At 63.1% G+C, this 22198-nt stretch carries 18 protein-coding genes; 7 read left to right on the forward strand and 11 right to left on the reverse strand.

Annotation, left to right across the window (positions count from 1 at the left end; all coding sequences use genetic code 11):
• Nucleotides 1–24: 24 nt before the first annotated feature.
• A complete protein-coding gene (gene dacB / locus Q9451_RS22450; RefSeq protein ID WP_012271279.1) occupies nt 25–1482 on the forward strand; it encodes a D-alanyl-D-alanine carboxypeptidase/D-alanyl-D-alanine-endopeptidase in 1458 nt (485 codons plus the stop codon).
• A gap of 69 nt (nt 1483–1551) precedes the next feature.
• On the opposite strand, the gene Q9451_RS22455 is transcribed toward dacB, so the two are convergent.
• Both Q9451_RS22455 and rlmKL read right to left on the reverse strand, forming a co-directional pair.
• The gene (locus Q9451_RS22455) at nt 1552–3942 is read right to left on the reverse strand and encodes a diguanylate cyclase (protein ID WP_012271278.1); all 2391 of its coding nucleotides are present in this window, start codon (nt 3940–3942) and stop codon (nt 1552–1554) included.
• 94 nt (nt 3943–4036) lie between these two features.
• Nucleotides 4037–6229, reverse strand: coding sequence for a bifunctional 23S rRNA (guanine(2069)-N(7))-methyltransferase RlmK/23S rRNA (guanine(2445)-N(2))-methyltransferase RlmL (gene rlmKL, locus Q9451_RS22460; RefSeq protein WP_012271277.1), 2193 nt, complete (start codon nt 6227–6229; stop codon nt 4037–4039).
• A 561-nt stretch (nt 6230–6790) separates the two neighbouring features.
• Here rlmKL and Q9451_RS22465 point away from each other — a divergent pair.
• Nucleotides 6791–7006, forward strand: coding sequence for a ribosome modulation factor (locus Q9451_RS22465; protein ID WP_003248687.1), 216 nt, complete (start codon nt 6791–6793; stop codon nt 7004–7006).
• 96 nt (nt 7007–7102) lie between these two features.
• Here the strand turns inward: Q9451_RS22465 and Q9451_RS22470 are convergent, their stop codons facing one another.
• Complete coding sequence (locus tag Q9451_RS22470) at nt 7103–8128, reverse strand: quinone-dependent dihydroorotate dehydrogenase (RefSeq protein ID WP_012271276.1); 1026 nt, start codon at nt 8126–8128, stop codon at nt 7103–7105.
• A gap of 137 nt (nt 8129–8265) precedes the next feature.
• On the opposite strand from Q9451_RS22470, the gene Q9451_RS22475 reads away from it, so the two are divergent.
• The 5 genes from Q9451_RS22475 (at nt 8266) to cobA (ending at nt 13921) form a co-directional block, all read left to right on the forward strand.
• Nucleotides 8266–9480 carry a CmpA/NrtA family ABC transporter substrate-binding protein gene (locus tag Q9451_RS22475; protein WP_041166425.1) on the forward strand — a complete coding sequence of 405 codons (1215 nt, stop codon included), beginning with the start codon at nt 8266–8268 and terminating at the stop codon, nt 9478–9480.
• Between the two features lie 11 nt (nt 9481–9491).
• Complete coding sequence (locus Q9451_RS22480) at nt 9492–10067, forward strand: ANTAR domain-containing protein (protein ID WP_012271274.1); 576 nt, start codon at nt 9492–9494, stop codon at nt 10065–10067.
• Between the two features lie 203 nt (nt 10068–10270).
• The gene (locus Q9451_RS22485) at nt 10271–11482 is read left to right on the forward strand and encodes a nitrate/nitrite transporter (RefSeq protein ID WP_012271273.1); all 1212 of its coding nucleotides are present in this window, start codon (nt 10271–10273) and stop codon (nt 11480–11482) included.
• Between the two features lies 1 nt (nt 11483).
• The gene (locus Q9451_RS22490) at nt 11484–13154 is read left to right on the forward strand and encodes a bifunctional protein-serine/threonine kinase/phosphatase (protein ID WP_012271272.1); all 1671 of its coding nucleotides are present in this window, start codon (nt 11484–11486) and stop codon (nt 13152–13154) included.
• Between the two features lie 26 nt (nt 13155–13180).
• Nucleotides 13181–13921, forward strand: a complete 741-nt coding sequence (gene cobA / locus Q9451_RS22495; protein ID WP_012271271.1) for a uroporphyrinogen-III C-methyltransferase — start codon at nt 13181–13183, stop codon at nt 13919–13921.
• A 96-nt stretch (nt 13922–14017) separates the two neighbouring features.
• Here cobA and Q9451_RS22500 read toward each other — a convergent pair whose 3' ends face one another.
• From Q9451_RS22500 to ppsA, 8 genes are all read right to left on the reverse strand, one after another.
• Nucleotides 14018–15052, reverse strand: coding sequence for an OmpA family protein (locus Q9451_RS22500; protein WP_012271270.1), 1035 nt, complete (start codon nt 15050–15052; stop codon nt 14018–14020).
• Nucleotides 15053–15163: 111 nt separating this feature from the next.
• Entirely contained in the window at nt 15164–15730 is a 567-nt protein-coding gene (gene sigX / locus Q9451_RS22505; protein ID WP_003248665.1) for an RNA polymerase sigma factor SigX, read from the reverse strand.
• A 114-nt stretch (nt 15731–15844) separates the two neighbouring features.
• Complete coding sequence (locus tag Q9451_RS22510; protein WP_012271269.1) at nt 15845–16669, reverse strand: mechanosensitive ion channel domain-containing protein; 825 nt, start codon at nt 16667–16669, stop codon at nt 15845–15847.
• Between the two features lie 2 nt (nt 16670–16671).
• On the reverse strand, nt 16672–16944 hold the full coding sequence (locus Q9451_RS22515) for a hypothetical protein (RefSeq protein ID WP_012271268.1): 273 nt from the start codon (nt 16942–16944) through the stop codon (nt 16672–16674).
• A gap of 87 nt (nt 16945–17031) precedes the next feature.
• Nucleotides 17032–18027 carry a zinc transporter ZntB gene (locus Q9451_RS22520; RefSeq protein ID WP_012271267.1) on the reverse strand — a complete coding sequence of 332 codons (996 nt, stop codon included), beginning with the start codon at nt 18025–18027 and terminating at the stop codon, nt 17032–17034.
• Between the two features lie 27 nt (nt 18028–18054).
• Nucleotides 18055–18546: a ribonuclease E activity regulator RraA gene (rraA, locus tag Q9451_RS22525; protein WP_012271266.1), complete on the reverse strand. Its 492-nt coding sequence runs from the start codon at nt 18544–18546 to the stop codon at nt 18055–18057.
• 157 nt (nt 18547–18703) lie between these two features.
• On the reverse strand, nt 18704–19696 hold the full coding sequence (locus Q9451_RS22530; protein WP_223296400.1) for an alpha/beta fold hydrolase: 993 nt from the start codon (nt 19694–19696) through the stop codon (nt 18704–18706).
• A 101-nt stretch (nt 19697–19797) separates the two neighbouring features.
• Nucleotides 19798–22173, reverse strand: a complete 2376-nt coding sequence (gene ppsA, locus Q9451_RS22535; protein ID WP_012271264.1) for a phosphoenolpyruvate synthase — start codon at nt 22171–22173, stop codon at nt 19798–19800.
• Between the last annotated feature and the right edge of the window lie 25 nt (nt 22174–22198).

Consider the following 22198-nt stretch of genomic DNA (forward strand, 5'->3'; position numbering starts at 1 on the left):
CTCGCCGCAGGGTATTTACTCACTATGATCAAAACGCTTCGTCCCCTCTTTCTCGCCGGCTTGCTGTTGCCAATTGCCTTGCCCAGCCACGCCGCCGCCGTCAATACCACCCTGCCTGCCAAAGTGCAGCAGGCACTCAAGGCCAACAAGCTGCAGGACACTGCGCTGTCGCTGGTGATGCTGCCGCTGGACGGCCCCGGAACCCCGACCGTGTTCAATGCCGATGTTTCGGTGAACCCGGCCTCGACCATGAAACTGGTCACCACTTACGCCGCCCTCGAGCTGCTGGGCCCGACCTTTCAGTGGAAAACCGAGTTCTATACGGACGGCACCCTGAGCAACGGGGTGCTCAACGGTAACCTGTACCTCAAAGGTGGCGGGGACCCCAAACTGAACATGGAAAAGCTGTGGTTGCTGATGCGTGACCTGCGCGCCAATGGCGTGCGCACCGTCACCGGTGACCTGGTGCTGGACCGCAGCCACTTCGTGCAGCCCAACCTGCCGCAGTTCAACGACGACGGCGGGGATGAAAACAAGCCGTTCCTGGTCAAGCCCGACTCGCTGCTGGTCAACCTCAAGGCCCTGCGCTTCGTCGCCCGTAACGACGGCGGCAAAGTTACCATCGCAGTGGAACCACCGATTGCCAGCATCCGTATCGACAACCAGGTCAAGGCCGTGGCATCGAAACAGTGCACCGGTGATGTGCGCTACAACCCGGTGCCCCAGGCCGACGGCATCAGCGTGACGGTCAGCGGCCAGTTGGGTGACGGCTGCAACTCGCAGACTTACCTTTCGCTGCTCGACCACCCGACTTACGCCGCCGGTGCCGTGCGCGCGATCTGGAACGAACTGGGTGGCAGCATTCAGGGTGGCGACCGCATCGAGAATGTTCCCAAAAGCGCTCGCTTGCTGGCCCGCGCCTTCTCGCCAGACCTGGTGGAGGTGATCCGCGACATCAACAAATACAGCAACAACACCATGGCCCAGCAGCTGTTCCTGAGCCTTGGCGCGCAGTTCCGCACCGATGCCGATGGCGACGACGCCCGCGCCGCCCAGCGCGTGGTGCGCCAATGGCTGGCCAAAAAGGGTATTACCGCGCCGCACCTGGTAATGGAAAACGGCTCTGGCCTGTCGCGTGCCGAACGGGTCAGTACCCGGGAAATGGCTGCCATGCTGCAGGCTGCCTGGAAGAGCCCTTACGCTGCCGAGTTCATGAGCTCGATGCCGCTGGTGGGCATGGACGGCACCATGCGCAAGCGCTTGAAGCGCACCGCCATGACCGGTGAAGGGCACATCAAGACCGGTACGCTGAACACCGTACGGGCGATTGCCGGTTTCAGCCGCGACAGCAACGGCCATACCTGGGCGGTGGCGGCGATCCTCAACGACCCAAAACCGTGGGGCGCCTCGCAGGTGCTGGACCAGGTGTTGCTGGACCTGTATCGCCAGCCGAAGCTGGCTGGCAGCACAGCGGCCAACTGATGGGTTGGTCGGTACCGGCCCTTTCGCGGCTATAGCCGCGAAAGGGCCGGCATTGACACCTAACAGCTATCAGGCCGACTCCCCTTCCACCCGGTCCCGCCCGGCCTGCTTGGCCGCATACACCCCTGCATCGGCACGCAACAGCAAGGCATCGGCACCCTCCTCTGGTCGCCATCCCGCCACCCCAAAACTCGCGGTTACCCTGCCCACGCCCTCCACCGGCATATTGCGTACGCCTTGCCACAGCTCGAGCGCCAGCAGCCGCGCCTGCTCGGCATCGCTGCCCGGGCACAGCACCATGAATTCCTCCCCGCCCAAGCGGCAGAACACATCGGTACGCCGCAAACGTTGGCCGATGCGCTGGCACAGGCTACGCAACACCCGATCGCCGACCGCATGGCCGAAACGGTCGTTGATGCGCTTGAAGTGATCGATGTCGAGCATGATCACCGCCAGCGCCAGGCCATCGCGCTGGGCCCGCTCCAGTTCGACCTTGAGCCGCTCCTGAAAGTAACGGCGGTTGTGGATGCCGGTCAGCGAATCGGTAACCGACAGCGCCCGCAGCTCTTCTTCCACACCCTTGAGGTCGGAAATGTCCGTCAGGTAGCCATGCCACAAGGTACAGCCCTGCTCACCCACTTCCGGCGTCGCCTCACCACGCACCCAGCGCAATCCGGCCCGAGGCAGGCAGACCCGATACTCCTCGCGCCAGGGTGACAGGTGTTCGGCCGAGTAGCGCACCGAACGGCGCACACGCTCCAGGTCATCGGGGTGGATGCGCTCGAACACCACCGTGGCATCCTCGCGCAACTGCTGCAGATCAACCTCGTAGATGTCATACAGGCCCATGCTGGCATACGGGAAGCACGAATGGCCGTTGGCATCCAGGCGGTATTGGTAGATGCCGCCTGGCACCTCGGCGCTGAGCTTTTCCAGCAACCGGTCACGCGCCGCCAGCGCCTCATGCACCCGACGCCGCTCGGTGACATCAATACAGATGGCCAGGTAGCCAACCCACAAACCCTGCTCGTCGAGCATGGCGGTAACCAGCATGTTGGCCAACAGCTGGCTGCCATCGGCACGTAGCAAGGTCCACTCACCGGGCTCTGCGCCGTGCTCCTGCACCGTTTCGGCGAACATTGCCTGGCCGCCAGCAATCGGGCGACCAAAGCGCAAGCTCAACGCATGGGCACGCAGGTTCAGCTCCTCGGGCAGCACCAAATCCTCAAGGCGCAACTGCCCGATCGCTTCGCTGGCCGGGTAACCGAGCATGCGTTCAGCACCGGCATTGAAGGTGCTGATAATCCCCTTGAGGTTGGTGGCGATGATCGCCACCTGGGTTGCGGCATCCAGCACACTGCGCAGCTGGTTGTGGGTGCCGCGCAACGACTGCTCGCTGACCTGCAACTCGGCAGTTCGCTGCTCGACCAAGGCCAGGGCGCGCTGACGCTGGCTGAACAGGCTATAGAGCAGCACGCTGAGCAGCAGGCTCAACAACCCGCCCAACAAACTCACCGCCAGCACCGCCGAGGAACGGTTGGCCTGCACGAACGCCTGGCTCGGCAAAATGCTCAGCTGGAAATGGTGATCGGCCAGGTGCAGTACCTGGTTGCTGGCCAGCGCCAGGGAGGCGACCGGGTTCTGCGAATCGAACATCACTTCGGGGCCTTGCAACCCAGACGGGTCGGTGATGCGCACGACCAGGTTGTCATCGGCCGCTACCGGTCGAGCGTCGCTGACCAGCTCGCGCATGCTCAGCAAGGCCATCACATAACCTGCTGCCGCGCCGTGGGGGTTGGCATCGGAAAACACCGGCGCCACCATCAGCAGGCCGCGCGCGTACGAAGGGATATCGTACAGGGCCAAGGGTTCGGACACGGCCATGCTGCCAGGCCCGAGCGCCCGCGCCAGTGCTGCCTGGGGTGCCCCCTGTCCGGCAAGGTCCAGCCCATAGGGCAGCCCCGGCATTTCACCGGATTGGGTATACAGCACCGGAAAGTAATGGTCGCGCGGCGGCGCGAGGCGCCACTGGCCTTGTGCGTCCTGGTCTCGGATCACATAGCCTGGGCCCGAGTGCTCACTGGCGTGACGCTCGAACTCGGCGCGCTGCGCGGCTTCGACGCGTGGTGCCCAAGCGTAGGCCAGGGTGCGCTGCAGCAACGGCCGGGCGTAACCGTCAAATTCGTGCGGGGTAACTTCGTTGGAAAAACTGAAGAAACGCCGCAGGCCGTCCAGGCGTTGCTCTTGTTCATCGAAGCGCTCGGCAATGCGGCTGGAGCGTTCGCTGGCCAGCAACTCGAAACGCTGGCGCAACTGCTGCTTGTAGAACGTCTGCGCGGCAAGCGCCAGGGCGGCCGTCAACAGGCCGCCCGCCACCAAGGCCACCAGTGCCACCGCCCAGGCGGACACCGCCTCTGTGCACAGGCCAAGCAACCGCGCACGCACGCCATACTTTGACATACACCCATCTCGTCACGTCAGCGTCCTGCGGATTATCTTGCCCTGCCCTCAGTTATAGCTATTGGCCATTAGCCGCGCAATGTACCTCGTCGGCTCAACGCAATTGCAGGCGCCAGGCGCGGTGGATCCGGTTGTTACGGGCAAAGTCCGGGTCCAGCGTCTGGGCGGTGATTTCCTCCACGGCATAACGTGCCATCAGATGCTCGTCCAACTGGAACTTGCGGAAGTTGTTGGAGAAATACAGCACGCCGCCCGGTGCCAGGCGGGCCATGGCCAGGTCCAGCAGTTGCACATGGTCACGCTGCACGTCGAACACGCCTTCCATGCGTTTGGAGTTGGAGAAGGTTGGCGGGTCGATGAAGATCAGGTCGTAGCTGTCGCGGTTACCTTCCAGCCAGGCCATCACATCGCTCTGCTCAAGGCGGTTGCGCTCGGAGTAGCCATTGAGCGCCAGGTTGCGCCGTGCCCAGTCCAGGTAGGTTTTCGACAAGTCGACACTGGTGGTGCTGCGCGCACCGCCCTTGGCCGCATGCACGGTGGCCGTGGCGGTGTAGCAGAACAAGTTGAGGAAGCGCTTGCCGGCCGCTTCGCGCTGAATGCGCATGCGCATCGGGCGGTGGTCGAGGAACAGCCCTGTATCGAGGTAGTCGGTAAGGTTGACCAGCAACTTGACGCCACCTTCGTTGACCTCCTGGAAACGGCCCTCGGTCGCCTGGCGCTCATACTGGCGCGTGCCGCTCTGGCGCTCGCGTCGTTTGAGCACCACACGTTGCGGCGAAATGCCCAGCGCCTGCGGGATAGCCGCCAGCGCATCGAGCAGGCGGGCCTGGGCCTTGTCCGGGTCGATCGAACGTGGCGCAGCGTACTCCTGCACATGGACCCAGTCCTGGTACAGGTCGACCGCCAGGGCATATTCGGGCATGTCGGCATCGTACAGGCGGTAGCAGTCGATCTGCTCGCGACGGGCCCACTTGCCCAGTTGCTTGAGGTTTTTCTGCAGGCGATTGGCAAACATCTGCGCCCCTTCCGACAGCCGCGCCGGCTCGCTGGCCTGCGGGGCCTGCTGGCGGACTTCGGTGCCTTCAGGCTGCGCCTCACGGCGTTCGCCAGTGACGAACTGGTCAGGCTGCACCTTGAACAGCAACAGCTTGCACGGCAAGGCGCCGTTCCAGAACGCGTATTGCTTGTGGCTGCGAATACCCATGCGCTTGCCCAGCTGCGGTGCGCCGGTGAACACCGCCGCCTCCCAGCCCATGCAAGCCTGGCGCAGGCGCTCGCCGAGGTTCTGGTAGAGGTACAGCAGGCTGGCCTCGTCACCCAGACGCTCGCCGTAGGGCGGGTTACTGATGACCAGGCCTTTCTGGTTCTGGTCCGGGCGTGGCTCGAACGTGCTGACTTCGCCCTGGTAGATCTTCACCCAGTCGCCCAGGCCGGCACGCTCGACGTTGTTGCGGCCCGGCTGGATCAGCCGCGGGTCGGCCTCGTAGCCACGGATCCACAGAGGTGGCTTGGCGAGGCCAGCCTGCGCGCGGGCCTGCGCTTCGTCATGCACCTTGCGCCACAACGCCGGCACGTGGCCGAGCCAGGCACTGAAGCCCCAGCGTTCACGTTTGAGGTTGGGGGCGATGTCGGCAGCGATCATCGCCGCCTCGACCAGGAAGGTACCCACGCCGCACATCGGGTCGGCCAGTGCGCCGCCTTCGGCGGCAATGCGCGGCCAGCCGGAACGGATCAACACCGCTGCCGCCAGGTTTTCTTTCAATGGCGCGGCGCCCTGCTGCAGGCGGTAGCCACGCTGGTGCAGGCTGTGGCCGGACAGGTCGAGGGAGAGGATGGCCTCGCCGCGGTCCAGGCGCAGGTGCACGCGCACGTCCGGGTCGATCTTTTCCACCGACGGGCGCAGGCCCTCGCGATTGCGCAGCTTGTCGACGATCGCATCCTTGACCTTCAGCGCACCGAAGTGGGTGTTGTCGATGCCCGAGCCATGGCCGCTGAATTCAACCGCCAGCGTGCCGTCAGCCGCCAGGTGGTCGGCCCAGTCGACGGCATTGACGCCATCGTAAAGGTCATCGGCGTTCTTCATGCTGAAGCGCTTGAGTACCAACAGTACCCGGTTGGCCAGGCGAGACCATACGCACAGGCGGTAGGCGGTTTCCATGTCGGCGGCGCCGCGAATGGCCGAGGTGTGCTCGCGCACCTCTTCAAGGCCAAGGCCCTTGGCCTCTTCGGCAAGCAGGCCTTCAAGGCCTTTAGGGCAGGTGAGATAAAGTTCGAAACGGTCCGACATGAGTATTCCAGAGCCTTGGGCTATTTGACTGACGAGGCAACGCATCGCCCCGCGATGTTTGCCCGCACGCCTTTCCAGCAGACGTGCGGGTGACCCTTTTTGGCACGAAAGCGTGCCGCGAAAGGCCGGGCCGCCTGACCGAGCCACGCTTGGCCAAGTGGCAAAGACAGCTTAGATCATCAGGCAGTACGAGAAATTCTGGCGATTGCCGGGCAGATGTGACCCTTCGTCGCATTTCAAATTATTTCTGTCATCCGCGAGCACCGCTGGCCAAATGACGTCATTGATCGGCAAACCCCGATCATAGCGGGCTCAACGCCAAATAAGGTTGAGTCGCATTTATTTACTTATCCTTTCACCCTCAGAAAGGTTACGTGCTTATGACAAATTGATCATTCACACCGTGACTCGCATTCGTTAGAACTGGTCTTAGGCCGCATCGCAACGAGGCGGCACCTTCAGCTCGCCACGCCGGCAGCGAGCGCAAACCGGCAGAAAGACTCTGCCCGGCCTCGGAGAGGCCGACGGGACATTACAGTCAACAAGTGAGGGCAACACCCTATGAGAAGACTTAAGCGTGATCCGTTGGAAAGAGCATATTCACGTGGCTACCAATACGGGGTCACCGGCAAATCCCGCGAACTTTGCCCGTTCAATCTTCCTTCTGTTCGCCAAGCCTGGATCAACGGCTGGCGCGAAGGTCGCGGTGATAACTGGGACGGAATGACTGGCACCGCTGGCATCCATAGACTCAACGAAAATCACGCCGTTGGCTGATCGAGGACACTGAATTCGATTTACCATGCACGCCCCATCCGGGCGGCGGGCGAAGGCCCAGGGGCCCCTTGATGGGGCCCTTTTTTTGCCTGCCGATTATACCCGTGGCATGGCGGCGATAGCGTCCACCGCCTCGCGGATCAGCGCAGGCCCCTTGTAAATGAAGCCCGAGTAGATCTGCACCAGGCTCGCCCCCGCAGCGATTTTTTCGGCGGCATGGCGGCCTTCGGTAATGCCACCGGCGGCAATGATCGGCAACTTGCCACCCAACTCGCCTGCCAGCACCTTGACGATGTGGGTACTCTTCGCCAGCACCGGCGCGCCCGACAGCCCCCCCGCTTCGCCACCATGCGGCAGCGCTTCGACACCTTCACGGCCCAGCGTGGTGTTGGTGGCGATCACCGCATCCATGCCCGACGCCATCAGCGCAGCGGCCACCAGCGCGGTTTCTTCATCACTCATGTCCGGGGCAATCTTGATTGCCAGTGGTACACGCTTGCCATGGGTGACGGCCAGTTGCTCGCGGCGCTCGGCCAAGGCATCGAGCAACTGCTTGAGCGAATCGCCAAACTGCAGGCTGCGCAGGCCCGGAGTGTTTGGCGAACTGACATTGACCGTAATGTAGCTGGCAGCCGTGTACACCTTGTCGAGGCAGATCAGGTAGTCATCGACGGCACGCTCGACTGGCGTGTCGAAGTTCTTGCCGATGTTGATGCCCAGCACCCCGTTGTAGCGCGCGGCACGTACCCGCTCTAGCAGGTGATCAACGCCCAGGTTGTTGAAGCCCATGCGGTTGATGATGGCCGTGGCTTCCGGCAAACGGAACAGCCGCGGCTTAGGGTTGCCCGGCTGCGGACGCGGGGTGACAGTGCCAATTTCGACAAACCCGAAACCCAGTTGGGCGAAACCGTCGATGGCCGCACCGTTCTTGTCCAGGCCAGCCGCCAGGCCAACCGGGTTGGCGAAGTTCAAGCCCATGACCGAAACCGGCAATGCCGCCGGTTGCTTGCACAGCATGCCGTTGAGGCCGAGACGGCCACCGGCGCCGATCAGGTCCAGGGACAAGTCGTGGGAAGTTTCCGGGGAAAGCTTGAACAGCAGCTGGCGGGCCAGGGTATACATGGACGGGCAAGGCTCAGGGTGAGTGAGGGTGCGATTATAGCCAGCACGGGCCTGGCAGGACAGCAAATCGTGGGAGCGCTTGGCACATGGGTTGCACCAATCCACCCACAGCCTTATCAGTACTGGCGAGGACCCTTGTGAACACCGCACCCCGAGCAACGCCCCTGGCCTGGGTCAACGGCAGCGACGCGCCAGAAAAGCCCAGCCTGAACATCGGTTACATGGCCCTGACCGACTGCGCGTCGGTAGTGGTCGCCGCCACCCAGGGCTTCGCCCAGCAGCACGGCCTTACTCTCAATCTCAAGCGCCAGGGCTCGTGGGCCGGGTTACGCGACAAGCTGGTCAGCGGCGAACTGGACGCCGCGCATTGCCTGTATGGCCTGGTCTACGCCGTACACCTGGGCATCGGTGGCGTGCCCGCCTACGACATGGCCGTGCTCATGGGGCTGAACCAGAACGCCCAGACCATCAACCTGTCGCCGGCCCTGCAGCGCAAGGGCGTGACCAACCCTGAAGCGCTGGCGCGCCTGGTGCACCAGCATGGCGCACGCCTGACATTCGCCCAGACCTTCCCCACCGGCACCCATGCCATGTGGCTGTATTACTGGCTGGCCAGCCAAGGTATCCACCCACTGCGCGACGTCGACAGCGTAGTGGTGCCACCGGCGCAGATGGCTGCACACATCCAGGCCGGGCGCATTGACGGTTTCTGCGCGGGTGAACCGTGGGCCGCCGACGCTGTGGCCAAGGGCCAAGGCTTCACCTTGGCCACCAGCCAGTCGATCTGGCCGGATCACCCGGAAAAGGTCCTGGCCTGCGCGCGCGCCTTTGCCGAGCAATACCCCAACAGTGCCCGCGCGCTGATCAAGGCGATCCTCGCGGCCAGCCGGTTCATCGAGCAAAGCCCGGAAAACCGCCGCAGCACCGCGCAACTGCTCAGTGGCAGCGCCTATCTGGATACCCCACTGGACACCATAGAACCGCGGCTGCTCGGCCACTATCAGGACGGCCTGGGCAACCATTGGCAAGACCCGCACGCCCTGCGCCTGTTCGACCAGGGTCGGGCCAACTGGCCCTACCTGTCCGACGGCATGTGGTTCATGACCCAGTTCCGCCGCTGGGGGCTGCTGCGCGAAGACCCCGACTACTTGGGCGTGGCCCGTCAGGTCCACCAGCTGCGGCTGTACAGTGAGGCCGCGCAAAGCCTGGGCATCGCCTGCCTGGAGCTACCGATGCGCAGCAGCCTGCTGATCGACGGCACCCGCTGGGACGGCAGCGACCCCTACGGCTATGCCCGCAGTTTCAGCCTGCACGCCTTGGGCGACCAGCCCAATGCCCGTGTCGGCCTGTGAGGGAGACCAGCATGTTGCGCATCCTGCTGATCGACGACACCCAGAACAAACTCGGCCGCCTCAAGGCAGCATTGAGCGAGGCAGGCTTCGAAGTCATCGAAGCCCCAGACCTGACCATCGACCTGCCCGCCTGCGTCGAAACAGTGCGCCCGGACGTGGTGCTGATCGACACCGACTCACCCGACCGCGATGTGATGGAGCAGGTAGTACTGGTCAGCCGTGACCAGCCACGCCCCATCGTGCTGTTTACTGACGAGCACGACCCCGGAGTGATGCGTCAGGCGATACAGGCAGGGGTGAGCGCCTATATCGTAGAGGGCATCCATGCGGCGCGGCTGCAGCCGATCCTGGATGTGGCCATGGCCCGCTTCGAAAGCGACCAGGCACTGAAAGCGCAGCTGCTGGCGCGCGATCAGCAACTGGCCGAGCGCAAGCGTATCGAGCAGGCCAAGGGCTTGCTGATGAAGATGAAGGATTGCAACGAAGAGCAGGCGTACACCTTGATGCGCCGACAGGCCATGAGCCGGCAGCAGAAGCTGATCCAGGTGGCCGAACAGATCATTGCCATGCACGAGATGCTGGGGTAATGCGCCTGGCCTGAGACCTCACAGGCACTGAAAACCCATAGGCACGCCAACACTTGGCCCATCTCTTGCTGAACAAACATCACCGGTAGCCAACGGCGGTTGCCCCACTTAAATCCCGACAAAGACGTCGCTCTCCCCTCCACCCCCGTGGAGCGGGTGGCGGCGTCTTTTTCGTTCCGTTGCATTGCCGAGTGAGGTGTTCGATGAGTACCAGCTTCTGGAAATCCGGGCATGTGCCCACGCTGTTCGCCGCGTTCCTGTACTTCGACCTCAGCTTCATGGTGTGGTACCTGCTGGGCCCACTGGCGGTGCAGATTGCTGCCGACCTGCAACTGAGCGCACAACAACGGGGCCTGATGGTGGCCATGCCGATCCTGGCCGGGGCTATCCTGCGCTTTGCCATGGGCGTGCTGGTGGACCGCCTGTCACCCAAGACCGCCGGCCTGATCGGCCAGGTGGTGGTTATCGTCGCACTGGCCGCAGCCTGGCACCTGGGCGTGCACAGCTATGAACAAGCGCTGCTGCTGGGGGTGTTTCTGGGGTTCGCGGGTGCTTCGTTCGCTGTGTCGCTGCCACTGGCTTCGCAGTGGTACCCGCCACAGCACCAGGGCAAGGCCATGGGCATCGCCGGCGCCGGCAACTCCGGCACCGTGTTCGCCGCCCTGCTGGCGCCGGCGCTGGCTGCAGGCTTTGGCTGGAACAATGTGTTCGGCTTTGCGCTGATCCCGTTGACACTGGCGCTGGCGGTGTTCGCCCTGCTGGCGCGTAACGCCCCACAACGGCCCAAACCGAAAGCCATGGCCGACTACCTCAAGGCCCTGGGTGACCGAGACAGCTGGTGGTTCATGTTCTTCTACAGCGTCACCTTCGGTGGCTTCATCGGCCTGGCCAGCGCCCTGCCCGGCTATTTCAGCGACCAGTACGGCCTGAGCCCGATCACCGCCGGCTATTACACCGCAGCTTGCGTGTTCGCCGGCAGCCTGATGCGCCCGCTCGGCGGCGCGCTGGCTGACCGTTTTGGCGGCATCCGTACCCTGTTGGGCATGTACAGCGTGGCAGCTATCTGCATCGCCGCAGTTGGTTTCAACCTGCCCTCTGCCGCAGCCGCACTGGCGCTGTTCGTCAGCGCCATGCTTGGCCTGGGCGCCGGCAACGGCGCGGTGTTCCAGCTGGTGCCGCAACGTTTTCGCCAGGAAATCGGTGTAATGACCGGGCTGATCGGCATGGCCGGCGGCATTGGCGGTTTCCTGCTGGCGGCCGGGCTTGGCACTATCAAGCAGCACACCGGCGACTACCAACTTGGCTTGTGGCTGTTCGCCAGCCTGGGCCTGCTGGCGTGGTTTGGCCTGCATGGCGTGAAACAGCGCTGGCGCACCACCTGGGGCTCGGCTGCAGTCACGGCAGCACGGGTCTGAGATGAGCCTGCAATTGAGCTTTGCCCAAGCCAGCGCCACTGGGCCTCGCGCGGAAAACCAGGACGCCCTGCGCCTGGTTACCCCGGCGCCAGAGCTGGCCGCCAGCAAAGGCTACCTGTTCGCCCTGGCCGATGGCGTCAGCCAATGCGCCGACGGCGGCCTGGCAGCGCGAGCCAGCCTGCAGGCGCTGGCCCTGGATTACTACGCCACTCCGGCCACCTGGAGCGTCGCCCAGGCCCTCGACCGCCTGTTGCTGGCGCAAAACCGCTGGTTGCGTGCCCAGGGCAGCGGCCAGCCGTTGCTGACCACCCTTAGCGCGCTGGTGTTGCGCGGCCGGCGCTTTACCCTGGCCCACGTTGGCGACTGCCGGGTGTACCGCTGGCACGATGAGAACCTGCAGTGCCTTAGCGAAGACCATGTATGGGACCAGCCGGGCATGCAGCACGTACTCAAACGCGCGCTGGGCCTGGACCAGCACCTGCTGGTGGATTACCTGGAAGGCGAGCTGCAGCCGGGCGAGTGCTTTCTGCTGCTCAGCGACGGGGTCTGGGCCAGCCTGGGCGAGCAACACATCCAGGCCGTGCTGCGCGAGCAGCCTGATCTGCAACTGGCCGCCGACACCCTGGTTGCCAGCGCGCACCTCAATGGCAGCCAGGACAACGCCAGCGCCTTGCTGGTGCACGTCGAGCAACTGGGCCCAGCCAACCTGGGCGATACCCTGGCACAGCTGCAAGAATGGCCAGTGCCCGGCCCGCTGCGTGAAGGCCAGGTGATAGACGGCTGGCAGGTTGAAAAACTGCATGCACACAGCCGCCAGTCCCTGCTGTACCAAGTGCGCGATAGCCAGAACCAACCGTGGCTGCTCAAAACCCTGCCCGCTGCGCGCGAACAGGAAGCGGGGGCAGCGCAAGGCCTGTTGCTGGAGGAGTGGTTCCTGCGCCGCATCGCTGGCCGGCACTTCCCCGAGCTGCACGCCGCCAGTCAGCGCCAGCACCTGTACTACGTGATGCGCGAATACCCCGGCCAAAGCCTGGCGGCACTGCTGGCCGCACACGGCCCGCTGCCTTTGGCGCAATGGCTGGAGGTCGCTCGGCAACTGCTACAGGCAGTTGGCGTGCTGCACCGGCGCAACTTGCTGCACCGCGACATCAAGCCCGACAACCTGCACCTGGGCCGCGATGGCCAACTGCGCCTGCTGGACTTCGGCCTGGCCTATTGCCCGGGCCTGTCCGAAGACCCGCGGCACGAGCTGCCCGGCACGCCCTCGTACATTGCCCCGGAAGCGTTCGATGGCCTGCCACCCAGCCCGCGCCAGGACTTGTATGCAGTGGGCGTGACGCTGTACCACCTGCTGACCGGCCACTACCCGTACGGCGAGATAGAAGCCTTTCAACGCCCGCGCTTCGGCCAGCCGGTCAACGCCTCGCGCTATCGCCCCGACCTGCCGGAATGGTTGCAGCACAACCTGCAACAGGCCCTGGCGGTCGACCCTGCCCAGCGCTTCGAAACCGCCGAGCACTGGTTGCTGCTGCTCGAACGCGGCGACCGTCAGGAACTGCCCAGCCGACCACGCCCACTGCTTGAGCGCGAGCCGGTGAAAGTGTGGCGCACGCTGGCCCTGCTGTCGTTGCTGATCAATCTGATACTGCTGCTTACCCTGCTCAAGGGCTGACGGAACTTGCCGATGAGGACACCTCGATGAATGCAAAAATATGGTTGGTGGGTGCCGGCCCTGGTGACCCCGAACTGCTCACCCTCAAGGCTGTGCGAGCTTTGCAGCAAGCCGCCGTGGTCCTGATCGACGACCTGGTCAACCCGGCGGTGCTGGCGCACTGCCCGCAAGCACGGGTGATTGCCGTGGGCAAGCGCGGCGGCTGCCGCTCTACACCGCAGGCGTTCATCCAGCGCCTGATGCTGCGCCATGCGCGACAGGGCCGCTGCGTGGTGAGGCTCAAGGGCGGCGACCCCTGCATCTTTGGCCGTGGCGGTGAAGAGGCGCTGTGGTTACGCGGGCATGGCATCGAGGTAGAGCTGGTCAACGGCATTACCGCCGGCCTGGCCGGCGCAACGCAGTGCGGGATCTCCCTGACTTCGCGCGGTGTCAGCCGGGGCGTCACGCTGGTGACGGCGCATACCCAGGATGACAGCGCACTGAACTGGGCGGCATTGGCCCAGGGCGGCACGACGCTGGTGGTGTACATGGGGGTAGCGCGGCTGGAGCAGGTGCGCCAGGGCTTGCTGGATGGCGGTATGGCGCCAGGGATGCCGGTGGCGATGATCGAGAATGCTTCATTGCTGCAACAGCGAGCGCACAGGAGTGACGTGCGGAGAATGGTCGAGGATGCGCACGGGTTTGGCTTGCGCAGCCCGGCAGTGCTGGTGATTGGAGAGGTGGTTGGGGAGCAGCAGATTCTGCGACTGGACGCAATCGCGGGCTGAATGCCTGTCCTTACAGGAGCAGCCTTTGAGCCCGGATAAAACCCAGGCAAAGAAAAACCCGGCCGAGGCCGGGTTTTTCATGAAACATCAGGCCAATTACTTGGACTGAGCTTCTACCTGAGCTTCAACGCGACGGTTGATAGCACGGCCTTCTTCGGTGGCGTTGTCAGCAACCGGACGGGTTTCGCCGTAGCCAACCGAGTCAACACGGCTGGATTCTACGCCGTACTGCTGGGTCAGGACTTGCTTGACAGCGTTGGCACGACGCTCGGACAGCTTCTGGTTGTAAGCGTCTGGACCCACGGAGTCAGTGTGACCTTCAACCACGGTGGTGGTTTGTGGGTACTGCTTCATGAAGTCAGCCAGGTTTTTGATGTCGCCGTAGCTGTTTGGCTTGACGACCGACTTGTCGAAGTCGAACTTGACGTCCAGCTCAACACGAACGACTTCGGCAACAGCCGGGCAGCCGTCGGCGTCAACGGTAACGTTGGCCGGGGTGTCTGGGCACTTGTCGACGTTGTCGCAAACGCCGTCGTTGTCGGAGTCGGAGCAAACTTCAGCAACTGGAGCTGGAGCGGCTTCGGCTTGCTTCGGGCTACCGCCGAAGTTCAGGCCAACACCAACGCTTGGGGCCCACTCGGTGTCGCCCTGGTCGATGTTGTACTGAGCTTCTACGCCGGCACGGGCGTAGAACATGTCGGTGATGTACCACTTGGCGCCAGCGCCAACGTTGGCGAAGGTGGAGTGGTCACGACCGCCACGGCCGGTCTGGCCCAGCGACTGGTGCGAGAAACCAGCGGAAACGTACGGACGGATAGCGTCGTACGGGTTGTTGAAGTGGTAAACGGCGTCCAGGGCGGTGTTCGAGCCCTTGATGTTCTTGCCGTCTTCGCCACGAGCGTTGTGCACTTCGTCGTAGCCCAGACGCAGTTCAACGTCGTCGGTCAGGAAGTAACCGATCGAGCCGCCGAACAGGTTGCCGTCGTTCTTGAAGTCGCGCTGGCTGTCGAAGAATTCTTTCTTGTAGAAAACTTCGGTCTCGACGGCGCCTTGACCTTGTGCCATAGCGCCAATCGAGGTGGCGGCTACGAGCGAACCAATGGCCAAGCCCAAGGTGTTTTTCAATTTCATCCGTTAAATCCCCATCTGGTGATAGTTAAGCAGTCCCACCACAAACAAGGGGGACAACTCGACGGCAAGTCTAGCAGAACTCGCCGATCCGTTAGAGATATTTGCACGCCACTAAGTTTCATCGAGGCCAGCAAATTTCTCACGAAGCTTGTCTAGCGCGCGCTTGTAACGCATTTTCGTCGCGCTAAGACCCATGTGCATGATGTCGGCAATTTCCTGAAATTCCAATTCTGCGACAAAACGTAGCACCAGAATTTCCCGGTCAATCGGGTTCACATGCACCAACCACTTGTCCAGCCCGCCTTTTTCTTCCGGCTTCGGGGCCTTGTCTTCAGACGCCTCTTCAACAGGGTCCAGGCTCAAGGCATCCATTAACCGACGTTTACGGCGCTCCTTGCGGTACTGGGTAATGCACTCGTTGTAGGTGATGCTGTAGAGCCAGGTCTTGAACTTGGATTTACCCTCGAAGTTCTTCAGCCCATACAGCACTTTGAGCATCACCTCCTGACAGACATCGTCCGCGTCCCGGTCGTTCCCCAGATAACGCGCACAGACGTTGAACAGGGTCCGCTGGTAGCGCCGCATGAGCTCCTCATAGGCGCGGGTAACGTGGTACAGCTCCTCATGCGAACGCGCCACCAACTCTTCGTCGGTGAGCTCGCGGGGGTCATAACGCATGGGCGGCGAATGAACTTTATTCAAAACGAATCTGGCCGACAGTCAGGTCAATGTCGCCGCGCCGACCCCGTGGGTCGAATTTCGCGGCGGCATACATTAACAGCTTTTGTGCGGTTAGCGGCTATTGACACGCTGTTCAAGCAGCTCGCGGTTAGACAGTGACACCATTTCGCCATCATCGGTCAGCAGCGTCGTCTTCACCGTACCGATCTCCTCGATATGCCCTTCGACCTCTCCAATCCGCACTTGCTGGCCTACCTGGTACAGCTCGCGCACATAAATACCGGCCAGGATCTGCCCGGCGATTTCGCGGCTGCCGAGGCCCATGGCCAGCGCAACGGCCAGACCAACGGTAATCAGCCCAATAACGATGACGTGGTTCAGCAGGTCGGTTTTCACCTCCAGCTGGCTGATGGCTACCGAGATGCTGATGATGATCACCAGGCCCTGGGTAATACGCCCAAGCCCCGCCGAGTACTCTAGGCCGATACCTTCGGCGGCGCCACGAACCAGACCGTTGGCAACCTGTGCCAGCAGCACGCCAGCCAGCAGCACCAGGGCGGCGCCGAATACCTTGGGCAGGTACAGGGCGAGCATGTCGAGGGTGGCCGAAACCCGTTCCAGGCCCAGCGACTCAGCGGCCGAGACAAGGAAGATGAGCAGCACGAACCAGTAGACGATCTTGCCGATCAAGGTCGAGATCGGCACTTGGATGCCAACCCGACCAAGCATCTTGGTGAGGCCAGTGCCGGCCATCAGGCGGTCCAGGCCAAACTTGGCCAGCAGCTTGGACAGCAGCGTGTCGAGCAGCTTGGCCACCACGAAACCGAGCAGCACCACGACCAGCGCGCCGAACAGGTTAGGGATGAAGTTCGCCACCTTGGTCCAAAGGGCGGTCATCGCGGTGACCAGGCTCTGGGTCCAGAGATCGAGTTCCATATTCAATCGGCCTTATCTGCTTTGCTGCCAGTGGCAGCGTTGCGGGAAGAGTGTCGACGCACCGGCGCGACATGCGCCGAGCCATTGTTCACGGCAATCAGCAGCGCCTGGCACCAGCGGCCAAGCAGGCTGAACAGATCGCCCGCGCCAACTTGGCGGTTGGCGGTTTTCAGCACGCGACCCAGGCAAGCGGCATCGTCCCGGTCATCCCGGTCATTGCCGGAGGGTGACGCTTTGAGCAGGTCGCGCAGGGATTCTTCAAACGGATCGTGCATAGGCACCTCGCGCAGTATCAGCAAGAGACGAGGTAGCCCGGCAATGGGTCACACATCCGATTGGGACGAATGTTTCAAAATGCACGCCTAGACCCATCGCAACCGCCGGAACAGCCACCACTGCCCCACCGCCAGCCCTAGCACAACGATGCAGGCGAACAAAAAACCCAAAGGATTATCCGCCCCGGGTATGCCGCCGACATTGATGCCCAGCAGCCCGGTGATGAAGCTCATGGGCAGGAAGATGCAGGTGATGATGCCGAAGCGGTACATGGTGCGGTTCATCCGCTCGCTACGCCGGCGGTCTTCGCTTTCCAGCACCAGCGCGGCACGCTCGCGGGTCAGTTCCAGCTCTTCGAGGTAGCGGATCAGGCTGTTGTTCAGCTCGTTCCAGTAATCGGCATCGGCATCGGCGAACCAGCTCCATTTGCTGCGCGACAACTGGGCGTAGATCTCCCTTTGTGGGGCGAGGAAGCGGCGCAAGCCGGCGGCACGGCGGCGAATTTGCTGCAGGCTGCCTTGCTCTGGAGTATACCGTTCGTCGGATTCGACCTTTTCTTCCTCCAGGTCGACCAGCTCGGACAGGTCACTGACCAGGCCCTGGACCTTTTCGGTCAGCAGTTCACCCATCAACAGCAACAGCTCAGAGGCGGATTTCGGCCCCCTGCCCTGCTCCAGCAGCTGCAGAATTTCGTCGCTGGCACGCAACGGCCGCAGGCGCAGCGAGATGACCCGCTGAGCCTCGGCGAAGATACGTACCGAAACCATGTCTTCGGGCTCTGCGCCGGGGTTCAGGTTGACCCCGCGCAGGAACAGCAACAGCTGTTCGTCCGCCATGGGCAGCAGGCGTGGCCGGGTGTTTTCTTCCAACAGCAGGTCGCAGGCAAACTCGCTCAGGCCGCTGTCATGCAACAGCCAGGTGCGGGTTTGCGGATGGCTGCGGTCCCAGTGCAGCCACAGGCTCTGCTCCGGCTGCAGCTGCAGGTCGTCCAGTTCGGTACGGGCAATCGAGCGCGCGCCGCCTCTGCCATCGAGCACCAGGGCATGCACCAGCCCCCACTGCGCGTTGTCTTCCTCGAACATCAAAGCTCCATCAGCGCGTGCGGCGCATCACTCCGGCATTTCCAGCGGGCTTGGCGATACCAGAACACCATTGTTGTCGGCATATACGTATTCGCCCGGGCGGAATGTTACCCCGGCGAAGGCCACCACCACGTTGAGGTCGCCGATACCGCGCTTGTCGGTTTTCATTGGGTGGCTGGCCAGGGCCTGCACGCCGACATCGGTCTGGATCAACACGTCGACGTCACGCACGCAACCGTAGATCACCAGGCCTTCCCAACCATTCTTGGCGGCCTTTTCGGCCAGCATGTCGCCGAGCAGTGCACGGCGCAGCGAACCACCGCCATCGACCACCAGCACCTTGCCCTTGCCGTCAAGTTCGACCTGTTCCTTGACCAGCGAGTTGTCCTCGAAGCACTTGATGGTGACGATCTGACCACCGAACGAATCGCGGCCGCCGAAATTGCTGAACATCGGCTCCAGCACTTGCACCAGGTCCGGGTAGGCGTCACACAAGTCGGGCGTTACGTAATGCTGCATGGGAAGCTCCTGTCAGTCACAACGAAAGCGGGTATCGGCCAAGGCTACACCGTGGAGGCTGTCGCAGTCATCCGGGACCGGGCAGTCATTTGTATTCATCCTGTACCGGCCTCTTCGCGGGCGCGTCTGCGAAAAGGCCGGTACAGGCAGAGCAGAGTCAGCTGGCGGGCACCGGCTCCACTGCCAAGGTGGACTCATGCACCGGCAACAGCGGGTCGCGCAACCAGCGTTCCACCAGCGGCCATACCTGCACCTGCGCGGCCTTGCTTACCAGCATGTCGACATGCCCGAAGGCATCGAAGCCTTCCTCACGCCCCAGCCGCAGGAACTGCTTGCGCTCACCACCCAACTGCTCGAACAGCTTGCGACAGGCCCATACTGGGTCCTGGAAGTCGCCCGCACCGGCCACCGCCAGCAACGGCACATCCACCTCTGCGAGCCCCGCCCACCAATCGTGCTTCTTGTCGCCAAAACGCCCGAACAGACCGTGCCAGCGCATGCTCTCCAGAGCCAGGCCTATGGGCTCGTCTTCCGGCCCACGCTTGAAGCGCGGCCCCGATATCTGCCCCCAGCGCTTGAGCAGCAGTTTCGCGCCCCAGGCCAGCGGTGGCACTTTCAGCGGCCAATAGACGCGGCTGATCTGTGTACCGAACAGTGCCACGCTGGCCACCTGCTCGGCAGCCAGGAAACCACCGCCCAAGGCGGCCGCCAGCGTGGTGCCGCCAAGAGAATGGCCCACCCAATGCGGTGCCTGGCCCGACTGTTCGCGCACGAATGCGTTGATCAGTGGCAGGTCTTCACGGGCATACGCAGCAACACTGTTGTGCTTCCAGGCCTGGTTACGCGGCGACAGGCCGTGGCCACGCATTTCCGGGATCCACACATCGAAACCGGCGCGCGCAAGGTAGGCGCCCAGACCAACCCCTTTGGGCGAATACCAGAAACGCCGATTGGAAAAACTGCCATGCAGGAGAATGACCGGCACGCCCTGAGCCTGGCCTTGGTCGGCTAGCCCCAGCCGGGTGACGGCCAGTTCGACGCTGGGGTCCGGGCCGTTGCCGGCCTTGATCCGGTACACGTCTTCGCTGAGGTCGCCGCGGCGCTCGGCACTGAGCAGGGCCACGGGGAAAAGAATGCTGCTGCTTTGCATAAGGTTGCTTGGTGCACAAAAAAGGGCGGGGTCCATTGCTGGAGCTCGCCCTGGAAAAAACCAGGCGGGAGGACGCCAGACGCCCCCCGCGTTTTACCGCATCAGGCCGCGCCCTGGCCTTCGGCCAGGAAGAACCAGGTTTCGAGTACCGAGTCCGGGTTCAGCGACACGCTTTCAATGCCCTGCTCCATCAGCCACTTGGCCAGGTCCGGGTGGTCCGATGGGCCCTGACCGCAGATGCCGATGTACTTGCCGGCCTTGTTGCACGCGGCAATGGCGTTGGCCAGCAGCTTCTTGACCGCAGGGTTACGCTCGTCGAACAGGTGGGCAATGATGCCCGAGTCGCGGTCCAGGCCCAGGGTCAGCTGGGTCAGGTCGTTGGAGCCGATCGAGAAGCCGTCGAAGTATTCCAGGAACTCTTCGGCGAGGATGGCGTTGGACGGCAGCTCGCACATCATGATCACGCGTAGGCCGTTGTCGCCGCGGGCCAGGCCGTTCTCGGCGAGCAGGTCGACCACCTGGCTGGCTTCGCCCAAGGTGCGCACGAACGGCACCATGATTTCGACGTTGGTCAGGCCCATTTCGTTGCGCACACGCTTCAGCGCACGGCACTCGAGTTCGAAGCAGTCACGGAACGATTCGCTGATGTAGCGCGAAGCACCGCGGAAGCCCAGCATCGGGTTTTCTTCTTCCGGCTCGTACAGCTTGCCGCCGATCAGGTTGGCGTACTCGTTGGACTTGAAGTCCGACAGGCGCACGATGACCTTTTTCGGGTAGAAGGCCGCCGCCAGGGTGCTGATGCCCTCGACCAGCTTCTCGACGTAGAAGCCAACCGGGTCGTTGTAGCCGGCGATGCGCTTGTCGACGCTGTCTTTCAGGTCGGCAGGCAGGCCCGCATAGTTCAGCAGCGCCTTGGGGTGCACACCGATCATGCGGTTGATGATGAATTCCAGGCGCGCCAGGCCGACACCGGCGTTGGGCAGCTGGGCGAAGTCGAATGCGCGGTCCGGGTTGCCGACGTTCATCATGATCTTGAACGGCAGCTCGGGCATGGCATCGACCGAGTTCTGCTTGATGTCGAAGCCCAGCTCACCTTCGAAGATGAAGCCGGTGTCACCTTCGGCGCAGGATACCGTCACGCCCTGGCCGTCTTTGAGTACCTGGGTGGCGTTGCCGCAACCGACTACCGCCGGAATACCCAGCTCACGGGCGATGATCGCCGCGTGGCAGGTACGGCCACCGCGGTTGGTGACGATGGCGCTGGCGCGCTTCATCACCGGCTCCCAGTCCGGGTCGGTCATGTCGGAGACCAGCACGTCGCCCGGCTGGACCTTGTCCATTTCCGATACGTCGTTGATCACACGAACCTTGCCGGCGCCGATGCGCTGACCAATGGCACGGCCTTCGACCAGCACGGTGCCTTTTTCTTTCAGCAGGTAGCGTTCCATGACGTTGGCGCTGGAGCGGCTCTTCACCGTTTCAGGGCGGGCCTGGACGATGTACAGCTTGCCGTCGTCACCGTCCTTGGCCCACTCGATGTCCATCGGGCGCTGGTAGTGCTGTTCGATGATCATGGCCTGCTTGGCCAGCTCGCTGACCTCGTCATCGCTCAGGCAGAAACGTGCGCGTTCGGCACGGTCGACTTCGACGGTCTTGACCGAACGGCCGGCCTTGGCTTCTTCGCCATAGACCATCTTGATCGCCTTGCTGCCCAGGTTGCGGCGCAGGATGGCCGGGCGGCCGGCCTGCAGGGTGTTCTTGTGTACGTAGAATTCGTCAGGGTTGACTGCACCCTGCACCACGGTTTCGCCCAGGCCATAGGCGCCGGTGATGAACACCACGTCGCGGAAGCCCGATTCGGTGTCGAGGGTGAACATGACGCCAGCGGTGCCGGTTTCGGAGCGGACCATGCGCTGCACGCCGGCAGACAGGGCGACCAGTTTGTGGTCGAAGCCCTGATGCACGCGGTAGGCGATGGCGCGGTCATTGAACAGCGAAGCGAACACTTCCTTGGCCGCGCGGATCACGTTATCGACGCCGCGGATGTTCAGGAAAGTTTCCTGCTGGCCGGCAAACGAGGCGTCCGGCAGGTCTTCGGCAGTGGCCGAGGAGCGCACGGCAACGGCCATGTTGTCGTTGCCGGCGGCCATTTCGGCGAAGGCCGTACGGATTTCCGAATCCAGGCGTGCCGGGAATTCGGCTTCCATGACCCACTGGCGAATCTGCGCGCCGGTTTTGGTCAGGGCATTGATGTCATCCACGTCCAGTGCGTCGAGCGCGGCGTGAATCCTGTCGTTCAGACCACTCTGTTCGAGAAAATCGCGGTACGCCTGCGCCGTAGTGGCAAAGCCGCCCGGCACCGATACACCAGCACCGGCAAGGTTGCTGATCATCTCGCCCAGGGATGCGTTCTTGCCCCCCACATGCTCCACATCATGGACGCCGAGCTTATCGAGGGAAACTACGTACTCTACCAAGGTGATCTCTCCACTAACTGTGTTG

This window comes from Pseudomonas sp. NY8896 (assembly GCF_039634505.1).